This is a genomic window from Pseudomonas brassicae, from assembly GCF_010671725.1.
GTDB lineage: Bacteria > Pseudomonadota > Gammaproteobacteria > Pseudomonadales > Pseudomonadaceae > Aquipseudomonas > Aquipseudomonas brassicae.
In genome coordinates this window covers 1-9,579 of sequence record NZ_JAAHBU010000568.1, presented here as the reverse complement: position 1 = coordinate 9,579, position 9,579 = coordinate 1, and the positions used below count along the sequence as shown (strand labels likewise).

Annotated in this window: 10 protein-coding genes and 2 pseudogenes; 6 read left to right on the top strand and 6 right to left on the bottom strand. The window is 62.4% G+C overall.

Features of this window, described 5'->3' with window-relative positions; translation table 11 throughout:
* Nucleotides 1-31: 31 nt before the first annotated feature.
* The gene (locus tag G3436_RS26190; protein WP_163951196.1) at nt 32-1,390 is read right to left on the bottom strand and encodes a heavy metal sensor histidine kinase; all 1,359 of its coding nucleotides are present in this window, start codon (nt 1,388-1,390) and stop codon (nt 32-34) included.
* Nucleotides 1,387-2,066: pseudogene (locus G3436_RS26185) on the bottom strand (heavy metal response regulator transcription factor). The gene G3436_RS26190 and the pseudogene G3436_RS26185 overlap by 4 nt, the downstream one beginning before the upstream one ends.
* Before the next feature lie 152 nt (nt 2,067-2,218).
* On the opposite strand from G3436_RS26185, the gene G3436_RS26180 reads away from it, so the two are divergent.
* Both G3436_RS26180 and queF read left to right on the top strand, forming a co-directional pair.
* On the top strand, nt 2,219-2,725 hold the full coding sequence (locus G3436_RS26180; RefSeq protein WP_163951193.1) for a cupredoxin domain-containing protein: 507 nt from the start codon (nt 2,219-2,221) through the stop codon (nt 2,723-2,725).
* Between the two features lie 57 nt (nt 2,726-2,782).
* The gene (gene queF / locus G3436_RS26175; RefSeq protein WP_163951190.1) at nt 2,783-3,613 is read left to right on the top strand and encodes an NADPH-dependent 7-cyano-7-deazaguanine reductase QueF; all 831 of its coding nucleotides are present in this window, start codon (nt 2,783-2,785) and stop codon (nt 3,611-3,613) included.
* A gap of 49 nt (nt 3,614-3,662) precedes the next feature.
* Here queF and G3436_RS26170 read toward each other — a convergent pair whose 3' ends face one another.
* Together G3436_RS26170 and G3436_RS26165 are read right to left on the bottom strand one after the other, a co-directional pair.
* Nucleotides 3,663-3,926: a DUF4404 family protein gene (locus tag G3436_RS26170; RefSeq protein ID WP_163951187.1), complete on the bottom strand. Its 264-nt coding sequence runs from the start codon at nt 3,924-3,926 to the stop codon at nt 3,663-3,665.
* A gap of 124 nt (nt 3,927-4,050) precedes the next feature.
* A complete protein-coding gene (locus tag G3436_RS26165; protein ID WP_163951185.1) occupies nt 4,051-4,638 on the bottom strand; it encodes an HAD superfamily inactivated hydrolase PcrP in 588 nt (195 codons plus the stop codon).
* Between the two features lie 208 nt (nt 4,639-4,846).
* Between G3436_RS26165 and G3436_RS26160 the strand changes: the two genes are divergently transcribed.
* Nucleotides 4,847-5,551, top strand: a complete 705-nt coding sequence (locus tag G3436_RS26160) for an MlaA family lipoprotein (RefSeq protein ID WP_163951182.1) — start codon at nt 4,847-4,849, stop codon at nt 5,549-5,551.
* A 145-nt stretch (nt 5,552-5,696) separates the two neighbouring features.
* Entirely contained in the window at nt 5,697-6,071 is a 375-nt protein-coding gene (locus G3436_RS26155; RefSeq protein ID WP_163951180.1) for a hypothetical protein, read from the top strand.
* A 36-nt stretch (nt 6,072-6,107) separates the two neighbouring features.
* Here the strand turns inward: G3436_RS26155 and G3436_RS26150 are convergent, their stop codons facing one another.
* Nucleotides 6,108-6,407 (bottom strand): PilZ domain-containing protein, encoded by a 300-nt coding sequence (locus G3436_RS26150; RefSeq protein ID WP_163951177.1) that lies wholly within the window; start codon nt 6,405-6,407, stop codon nt 6,108-6,110.
* Nucleotides 6,408-6,678: 271 nt separating this feature from the next.
* Between G3436_RS26150 and rssB the strand changes: the two are divergent.
* Nucleotides 6,679-7,862, top strand: a pseudogene (gene rssB, locus G3436_RS26145) (two-component system response regulator RssB).
* On the top strand, nt 7,859-8,341 hold the full coding sequence (gene rssC, locus G3436_RS26140) for an anti-sigma factor antagonist RssC (RefSeq protein ID WP_163951174.1): 483 nt from the start codon (nt 7,859-7,861) through the stop codon (nt 8,339-8,341). The pseudogene rssB and the gene rssC overlap by 4 nt, the downstream one beginning before the upstream one ends.
* Before the next feature lie 42 nt (nt 8,342-8,383).
* On the opposite strand, the gene G3436_RS26135 is transcribed toward rssC, so the two are convergent.
* A partial coding sequence (locus G3436_RS26135) for an alkaline phosphatase D family protein (protein ID WP_163951171.1) occupies nt 8,384-9,579 on the bottom strand: 1,196 nt, incomplete at its 5' end.

The following is a 9,579-nucleotide window of genomic DNA, read 5'->3' as shown; positions in this document are numbered from 1 at the left end:
CCTGTAGGAGCTGGCTTGCCAGCGAATGGGGTCATGAGGTGGGCAAGTCGATCACGAACCGTGTCCACCCCTGTGCCGATTCTGCCCGTATCGTCCCGCCGTGCGCCTGCACGATCGAGCAGGTGATCGCCAGCCCCAACCCCGCATGCTCGCTGCTGCCTTCGCGGCGCGCCGGGTCGGCCCGGTAAAAACGGTCGAACAAGCGCGGCAACAGCTGCGCATTGATCGCGGCCCCGCGATTGGCCACCTCCATGCGAACGCCGTTGTCATCCTGCGCAAGCACGATGTGAATCTCGCCCTGTGCCGGGGTAAAGCGCAGCGCGTTGTCGAGCAGATTGGACAGGGCGCGGCGCAGCATGTGGCGGTCTCCGGTGAGCGCCGCGTGGCCCTTGCGGTGCAGGCTGATGTGCGCGTCCTCGGCCAGCGCCGCGTAATAGTCGAGCAGGGCATCCGCCTCCTGCTCCAGCGCCAGCGGCTCGCGGTTGGGCATCAGTAGGCCATGGTCGGCCTTGGCCAGGTACAGCATGTCGTTGACCAGTTGTGCCATCCATTGCAGTTCCTCCAGGTTGCCGTGCAGGGCTTCGCGGTACTCGTCGAGGCTACGCGGACGGGTCAGGGTCACCTGGGTGTGCGTCAGCAGGTTGGACAGCGGCGTGCGCAGCTCATGGGCAATGTCGGCCGAGAACGCCGACAGGCGCTGAAATGCATCGTCCAGGCGTTGCAGCATGGCGTTCACGGTGCTGGCCAGCTCTGCCAGCTCCAGTGGCATCTGCTCGTGGGGCAGGCGTGTGGTCAGTGAGCGCGCAGAGACGCTGGCCGCCACTTCACCCATGCGTCGCAACGGGCGCAGGCCACTGCGCGCGGCCCAGGCGCCGAGCAGTGCGGTGGCCAGTGCGGACAGGCCGACCGTCAGCCATATCAGGCGTTGCATGCGCTGCAGGAAGTGCTGGTGGTGGGTGATGTCGAGCAACAGCGTAAGCTGCGGCGCGTCGCTGCGCGTATCGCTCAACGGCACGTACAGGCTGCGAAAGGCTGCGCCCTCGGCATGCAGCGTGCGCAAGCCTGGCGTCGTCGGCGAGGCGGGCAGGCCGGGGCGGCTGTCGAACCAGAGCTGCCCGTCGCTGCCGTGAATGCGCAGCGCCAGGTCGGCCTGATGGCTCAACTCGGTACGCAAGGCAGGCAGGTGCGGCTCAAGGCTGGCGCGGTCATGCACGCCGTCGAGCAACCGGTGCAGCAGCGAGGCGCGGCTGTCGAGCAGTTGCTGGTCCAGTTCGATGAAGTGGGATTCACTGGCGCGACTGAACAGCACGCCTGCCACCAGCGACACCGCTGCCGTACAGGCGGCGAACAGCAGGGCCAGGCGGCCACCCAGGGAAAGCCTGCGCATCACGTCGGGCGCTCTTCGAGCACATAGCCCATGCCGCGTACCGTGTGGATCAGCTTGTGGTCGTGGGCGTCGTCGACCTTCAGGCGTAAGCGGCGGATGGCCACCTCGATCACGTTGGTATCGCTGTCGAAGTTCATGTCCCACACCTGCGAGGCGATCAGCGACTTGGGCAGCACCTCGCCCTGGCGGCGCAGCAGCAGTTCGAGCAGGGCGAATTCCTTGGCGGTAAGGTCGATGCGCGCGCCCGCTCGCTCGACACGCCGCCGAATCAGGTCCAGGCGCAGGTCGGCCAGGTTCAACGTGGTTTCCTGGGCTGGGCTCGTGCCCCGGCGCAGCAGGGTACGAACCCGTGCCAGCAGCTCGGAAAACGCAAAGGGCTTGATCAGGTAGTCGTCTGCACCCAGCTCCAAGCCATGCACGCGGTCTTCCACTGTGTCGCGGGCGGTGAGGAACAGCACGGGTATTTCCAGCCGGCCTCGCGCACGGCCTGCAGGATCTGCCAGCCATCGCGCCCCGGCAACATCACGTCGAGAATAAGCAGGTCGTAGTTGCCGTTCAGGGCCAGGTGCTGGCCGGTGTCACCGTCGGTGGCGAGCTCGGTGCTGAAGCCGGCTTCGTTCAGGCCCTGGCGCAGGTACAGGCCGGTCTTGGGCTGGTCTTCGACGATCAACAGTTTCATGGGGCTCTCGGGGCGATGGGGGTCGGCGTTATACCGTGCGCCAGCGGGCGCAGGGTGAAGCTGACAAAGTTGTAATGTGTGCGTCAGGTCGTTGCCAGCGGCGGTTTTCTACAGTGCCAGGCATGTGGATGCAACAGCATAGAGGATGCACGATGAAACACTTGATGATCGCGGGCGCGTTGGCGCTGTCGAGCATGCCGCTGCTGGCCGCGCCTGGGCATGATTATGCCTTCGGCGCACCGGCCGCTGCGGCACAGGCCACGCGCACGGTCGAGGTGGTGATGGGCGACATGTATTTCGAACCGCGGGCACTCACGGTCAAGGCCGGCGAAACGGTGCGCTTCGTGCTGCTCAACCAGGGCCAGGTGGCCCATGAGTTCAACCTGGGCGATGCGGCCATGCACGCCCGCCACCAGCAGCAGATGGCCGCGATGCAGGGCCAGATGGACCACTCGGCCATGGGGCATGGAGGTATGGATCACGCTGCGATGGGGCACGGTGGCATGCGCCACGACGACCCGAACATGCTCATGGTCGCGCCCGGCCAGCGCGCCGAATTGACCTGGACGTTCAGCCAATCGACGCCGATCCAGTTCGCTTGCAACGTGCCGGGCCACTACCAGGCCGGGATGGTGGGCACACTGACCATCGCGCAATGACCAACGCAAGGCTCAAACCCGATAAACTAGGGCAATTTCGTCCTTCAGGTTTGAGCCATGCATCCCGCCGCCGAACATTCCCCGCTGGGCAAGTCCAGCGAATACGTTTCCACCTACACGCCATCGCTGCTGTTCCCGATCCCGCGTGCCGCCAAATGGGCCGAGCTTGGCGTCAGCGCGCAGACGCTGCCGTGGCAGGGCGTGGACTTCTGGAACTGCTTCGAGCTGTCCTGGCTGCTGCCCTCGGGCAAGCCGGTGGTGGCCATCGGTGAATTCGCCATCCCTGCCGATTCGCCGGCCATCATCGAATCCAAATCGTTCAAGCTGTACCTGAACTCGTTGAACCAGACCGTTTTCGAGTCGACGCAAGCGCTTGAGGCGTGCCTGGTTCAAGACCTCTCGGCGGCGGCCGGCAAGCCGGTGGGCGTGCGTATCCGCAGCCTGAGCGAGGTTGAGCGCGAGGGTGTGGTGGCGTTGCCTGGCGTGTGTATCGACGACCTCGATGTAAGCATCAGCAACTACGAGCAGCCGCAGCCCGCGTTGCTGCGTTGCGACACTGCGCAGGTGGTCGAGCAAACCCTGCACAGCCATCTGCTCAAATCCAACTGCCCGGTTACCGGTCAGCCGGACTGGGGCAGTGTCACCGTGCAGTACCGTGGCGCGGCACTGGACCCTGCTAGCCTGCTGACCTACCTGATCAGCTTCCGTCAGCACGCCGACTTCCACGAACAATGCGTGGAGCGGATCTACCTTGACCTCAAGAACCTGCTCAAGCCGGAAACCCTCACGGTGTATGCACGTTACGTGCGCCGGGGCGGGTTGGACATCAACCCTTACCGCAGCACCGAAGCGGTGACCCTGAGCAACGGTCGGCTGGTGCGCCAGTAACGAAAAAGCCCCGTCCGGTGTGACGGGGCTTTTTTTGACGGGGCGGTGTTCAGATGCCCATGCTTTGCAGGCTCTGAACGATATTGCGCAGGGTGGCGGTGAGGCCCGGGTGCTCCACTTCGAAGCGCTCCACGGCAAGGTTGACGCCGTCGACCAGGTTGTTGTCCGGGGTTACAGCCTCCAGTTCGATTTTCGCTTGAATCTGCGCCATCAATTCGTGCAGGTCTTCGCGCTCTTTTTCCGAAAGCGGCGGATTCTGCTCCAATTGCTCGCGCAGGGCGTCGAGTTGCGCTTGCAGGTCGCGGGCAGGCATGGGTGATCTCCCTCTATGAATAGGCACAGTCATGGACCCCGCCGCCAGGCGAAAGGTCCATGCCTTGTGCTTGAGATTAATCCACCTGACGCTGCTTTGCATGACCTTGGTCAACGGTCCTGTGTCAGGGCTTTTCACCCTTGAGCCGTCGTTGGGCAATATCCCCCAGGCAATCGGCCAGCTGTTCCAGCTGATCGATCACCGAATGCACGCCCAGGCTGAACAATTGCAGCGTAGCCTTGGTGCGCTTGTGTTCGCGTTCGCGCTCCCCCAGCGTCTGCCATTGCGCCACCGACATCCCGCACAGCGAGCCGCACGCGGCAAGGCCCACCGTCCACAGGCCGGCATTCAGGCCGGCCTGTAACAGGCGCGGCTCGCCGCTGACCAACACGCAGCCGTCCAACTGCGCGATGTTGAGGTGCATCAAGGCCTGCCAGCAGGCGTCGGGGGCGGGCCACGGTGCGTGGTGGCCGGCGGTGGGGGCTGCCAGTTCCGGCGGCAGCGCCTGGCTCAGGTAGCGGGCAAGCGCGGCGGGCGCTTCGTCAAGCCAGGCACACGGCACCCCCTGTTCCTGGAGCCAGTGCAGGGCTTGCAGCGCGCCAGGCGTCGGGTGCACCGGTTCGCTGCTGGTGGCCTGGCAGCGCGCGCCAAAATCGACCAGGCAACCGCGCAAGCCGAACAGCACGGCAGTGAAGGCGGGGGAGTGGGGCATGGCGACATCCCTGAAATAACCAGCAAGGCTAGCGCCTGAACATGACCGCATGGTGACGGTTTGATGACCGCGTGCGGGCCCTTCACAAATTAGCGATGCAGGTTCTGCGAAGCTGCCTAATCTGGGTGGGAGGCTTTATACTTGTTTCCTTTTAGCTGCCGCAGGCCCTGGTGCCGTGGCAGCACAGTGATTGTCTAGGAGATACCTTATGCGTGGGATCGGTGCTGGCGTGATCGATCGTGTGACCCGGGCCTGTGTCTGCGCGAGCCTGTTGCTGGCGCCGGTGGCGGCTCAGGCGGCGACCGAAGAGGATCCGTGGGAAAGCATCAACCGTCCGATCTTCCGGTTCAACGACACCGTTGATACCTACGCGCTCAAGCCGCTGGCGCAGGGCTACCAGTGGGTGACCCCGCAATTTCTGGAAGATGGCATCCACAACATGTTCCGCAACGTCGGCGACGTGACCAACCTGGCCAACAATGTGCTGCAGCTCAAGCCGCACGCAGCAGGCGTGGATACAGCACGACTGATCGTCAACACCACCTTCGGCCTTGCCGGCTTCTTCGATGTGGGCACCCGCATGGGCCTGCAGCGCAGCGACGAAGACTTCGGCCAGACCCTCGGCTACTGGGGCCTGCAGAGCGGCCCGTACGTGATGCTGCCGCTGCTCGGCCCGAGCACCGTGCGCGATGCACTGGCCAAGTACCCCGACAGTTATACCGAACCCTACCGCTACATCAACCATGTGCCCACGCGCAACACCGCACTTGCCGTGGATGTGGTCGATACCCGGGCCAGCCTGCTGTCGGCCGAAAAGATGATTCGCGGCGACAAGTACAGCTTCATTCGCAACGCCTACCTGCAGAACCGCGAGTTCAAGGTCAAGGACGGCGAAGTGAAAGATGATTTCTGATCGACTGTGATCTTCGATAGAAAATGGCCAGTGCCTTTCGGGTTCTGGCCGCACATTTTCGGCAGCGTACCTGATATTTCTGTCAGTACTCGGCGAGTTGTAGAGTGCTCATAATGAGGTAAACCCCAACAAGAGCGTACTCGCCATGCGTATTGAACGTTTAGTAGGATTTGCCGTGCTGGCTGGTTTCTTCACCAGCGCTCAGGCCGTCTCGGTAATCTGCCCCAACCCGGGGCGCATTCAGCAAGGCACTGACTTCAGCTACTCGGCTACCGCACCGAACGGGAGGGCCTGGCATGGCGAGCAGGTGGGTACCGCCAAGGTTGATCCGACTACTTACACGTTTAAGGGGGCCTCTATCGCTGCGACTACGATCGCCTGTCACTACAAAGGTGAAGACGGTGCCGCGCTGACTCTGAAACTTAGCGCCGAGCGTGTCGAACCAGGCAGTCAAGATAAGTGGGGAGACGGCAACTGCGACAGCAACAAGCCTACCGTATGCGCGTTCACGTTCCCGTAGACTGCGTTTGAAAATCACTGGTTCGGATTGCGCTCATCAGGTCATTTTGATGATGCGCAACCCTAGTTTTTGTTCGTTTTGCGGTTGGTCGGCGATCCATACCACCTGAACCTCAGCTTCCAGTGCTGCGAGGGAAGTATGCTCGGAGTCGATACGCACCTGCAGTTTGTCGCCGACCTGAAAGCGGTTCGGCGCCTTGATCTGCATGCCACTGCTGGACAGGTCCAGGCACGTGGCCGCAATCACCTGTTCGGCACTGATCAGGGTGACCTCGGTGTCCACGCGCATCCTGATGAAATCACGCTTCTCGGCGTAGTCCGCGTGCTTCTGGCTCATGCCTGCATCCTTCCATTGAGTTGCGTTCGAAGGGGTTTTTATAACTCCCGGTGATTTGCGCTGTAAAGTGCGCAAGCGACCATCGGCGCATGCTTGAAACCCCTGGCGGATGGGAGTACCGTCTGCGCCTTACAGGGCACCTCTGATATTTGCCGGGCAGGCCTTTTTGTCCTACACCTCAAATACAAGAGTGGCTAGAAGTGAATCCAGTAAGCGGGCCTAGTGCTACCTGGCCGCCTACGCCAACCTATTTCTGGCGCCGTTTGCCCACATGCAGAAAACCAGTGCAACGCTGCTGATAATCGATGATGACGACGTAGTGCGTGCGAGCCTTGCCGCCTATCTGGAAGACAGCGGCTTCAGCGTCCTGCAGGCCAGCAACGGCCAGCAGGGTCTTCATGTCTTCGAGCAGGATCAGCCCGATCTCGTGATCTGCGATCTGCGCATGCCGCAAATGGGCGGCCTGGAGCTGATTCGCCAGGTTACCGAGCGGGCCCCCGACCTGCCGGTGATCGTGGTCTCTGGCGCAGGCGTGATGAACGATGCCGTCGAGGCCTTGCGCCTGGGCGCAGCCGATTACCTGATCAAGCCCCTGGAAGATCTGGCGGTGCTCGAGCATTCGGTACGCCGTGCGCTGGACCGTGCGCACCTGGTACTGGAAAACCAGCGCTACCGCGAAAAGCTCGAAACCGCAACCGCGAACTGGAAGCCAGCCTGCACCTGCTGCAGGAAGATCAGACTGCCGGGCGGCAGGTGCAGATGAACATGCTGCCAGAGAGCCCCTGGACGGTTTCAGACCTGCGCTTCGAGCACCAGATCATCCCTTCGTTGTACCTGTCCGGTGACTTCACCGACTATTTCCGCGTGGATGAGCGTCGCGTCGCGTTTTACTTGGCTGACGTCTCCGGGCATGGTGCGTCATCGGCGTTCGTGACGGTGCTGCTGAAGTTCATGACCACGCGCCTGCTGTTCGAATTCAAGCGCAGCGGCACCTTGCGTGATTTCAAGCCTTCGGAAGTGCTCGGCCACATCAACCGTGGCCTGATCAACTGCAAGCTGGGCAAGCATGTGACCATGGTGGGTGGCGTGATCGACGAAGACACCGGCCTGATGACCTACAGCATCGGCGGGCACCTGCCATTGCCCGTGCTGTATACGCCAGAGCATTGTGGCTACCTCGAAGGCCGCGGCTTGCCGGTGGGCTTGTTCGACGAGGCGACCTACCAGGACCATGTGATGGAGTTGCCGCCGCGGTTCAGCCTGACATTGCTGTCTGATGGCATTCTGGACCTTTTGCCCGGCGACACACTCAAAGATAAAGAGGCGGCCTTGCCTGAAATCGTCAAGGCTGCGGGTGGCAGCCTGGATGGGCTGCGCCAACGATTCGAATTGGCTACGCTTGGGGAGATGCCGGATGATATCGCCCTAATGGTGTTGAGCAGGAACCTTCAATGAGTACTGGACGAATCCAGTTCGCCGAGCAGAACGGTACCTTCGTTCTGAAGTTTGTCGGTGAAGTGCGCCTGACCCTGTGTTCGGCGCTGGACGCAACGATCGAAAAGATTTTCACGGCGCTGAATTTTTCGGCGATCGTCATCGATCTTACGGAAACCAACAGCATCGACAGCACCACGCTTGGTCTGCTGGCCAAGCTGTCGATTCTGTCGCGGCAGAAGGTCGGGCTGTTGCCGACGGTGGTTACCACCCACCCCGACATCACGCGGCTGTTGCAGTCGATGGGTTTCGATCAGGTGTTCAACATCGTTGATCGTCCGATCCCCTGTCCTGAATGCCTGACAGACCTGCCTTCCCAGGACCAGAACGAAGAGGTGGTGCGGGCCAAGGTGCTGGAGGCCCACAAGATCCTCATGGGCCTGAACGATTCCAACCGCGAAGCCTTTCACGATCTGGTCAACGCCCTGGAGCGCACCTGATTCCTGCCTGCGGCGCTCCCCGGCGAGCGCCTGGCCATGCCCTTACTGCTCAGGCCCGCGAGGAAACTCGGTGGGGGCTGCGCCGTTGGCATTCAGCTGGAGGATACGCTCCGGCTGGCCCTGCTCATTGAAAAACACCTGACCCAGGCCGGCGCTGTTCCATAGCCGTTCGCCGGCCTTGCTGTGGGCGGGTGTGCGCGGCACCACCTGCATCAGGCGCCGCTTGGTGAACCAGTTGAGCGGTGAGCGCGGTGCGTACAGCCAGCGGTTCAGGCGATCGAACACGTCGAGCAGGCGCCTGGGGAACTCGTTCTTGATGCCGCTGCTGGTGATCTGCCACAGGTGAGGTGCACTGCGTCGGTGGCGGATCAGCACTTCGTAGACAAACGAGTAGTGCACGTCCCCGGAGAGGATCACGTAATGCCCCGGCGTGCGCGAGTGGCGGAAGATGTTGAGGATCACCTGCGCTGCGCCACGGTGGGCCATCCAGTTCTCGGCATCTACCAGCAGTGGGTAACCGCACCAGCTGAATACCCGCTGGATGCTCTCGATCAGCTTGACGCCGAAGATCGGGGCCGGTGAGACGATGATTGCCGAGGGGTGGTCCAGCAGTGCCTGTTGCAGTTCGCACAGTGCCTCCCAGTCGAGCAGGCCGGACGGTCTTTGCAGGTTGCTCTCGCTGCGCCAGCGGCGGGTGCGGGTGTCGAGCACCAGCAGCGCAGGTTGGGTCGGCAGTGCGAATTGCCAGTCCTGAAAGCGCAGTAGCGCCTTGATCAGCCGGTCCTGCGTCGGGCGGTCGAGATAGCCGTCGCCATCGGCACTTTGGCTGAGGGCCTGGCAAAGTTGCAGCAGGTCGCCAAACACATCGGGGTTGTTGCCCCAGCCCTGGCACAGCAGGTAGCCGATCAGGGCATTGCCGATGATGCGCCGCGAGAAGGGATGACCGTAGGCGGTTTCTTCCCACTGCGCCGAAAGGTTCCAGTCGTCGGTGATGTCATGGTCATCGAAGATCATCAGGCTGGGCAGATGCGCCAGCACCCGCGCGACGCCGCCCAGGCCTTCGACAAAACCCTGCAGCAGTTGCTGTTCGTGTCGATAGCGCGCCTGCCGTTCAGGCGTAAGCCCCGGCGGCATGCTGGTGTCGATGTGCGCCCACGATACGGGTGACCATACCAGCAGGTACATCGCCATGACTTCGGCCAGCGTCACCAGATGGTTGTCGGCGTTGCTGCTGGTGA

What these genes read in the sequence shown, in the direction of transcription:
- G3436_RS26180 (WP_163951193.1), top strand. Translation starts at nt 2,219, where the DNA reads ATGAAACACTTGATGATCGCGGGCGCGTTGGCGCTGTCGAGCATGCCG.
- queF (WP_163951190.1), top strand. Translation starts at nt 2,783, where the DNA reads ATGCATCCCGCCGCCGAACATTCCCCGCTGGGCAAGTCCAGCGAATAC.
- G3436_RS26170 (WP_163951187.1), bottom strand. Translation starts at nt 3,926, where the DNA reads ATGCCTGCCCGCGACCTGCAAGCGCAACTCGACGCCCTGCGCGAGCAA.
- G3436_RS26165 (WP_163951185.1), bottom strand. Translation starts at nt 4,638, where the DNA reads ATGCCCCACTCCCCCGCCTTCACTGCCGTGCTGTTCGGCTTGCGCGGT.
- G3436_RS26160 (WP_163951182.1), top strand. Translation starts at nt 4,847, where the DNA reads ATGCGTGGGATCGGTGCTGGCGTGATCGATCGTGTGACCCGGGCCTGT.
- G3436_RS26155 (WP_163951180.1), top strand. Translation starts at nt 5,697, where the DNA reads ATGCGTATTGAACGTTTAGTAGGATTTGCCGTGCTGGCTGGTTTCTTC.
- G3436_RS26150 (WP_163951177.1), bottom strand. Translation starts at nt 6,407, where the DNA reads ATGAGCCAGAAGCACGCGGACTACGCCGAGAAGCGTGATTTCATCAGG.
- rssC (WP_163951174.1), top strand. Translation starts at nt 7,859, where the DNA reads ATGAGTACTGGACGAATCCAGTTCGCCGAGCAGAACGGTACCTTCGTT.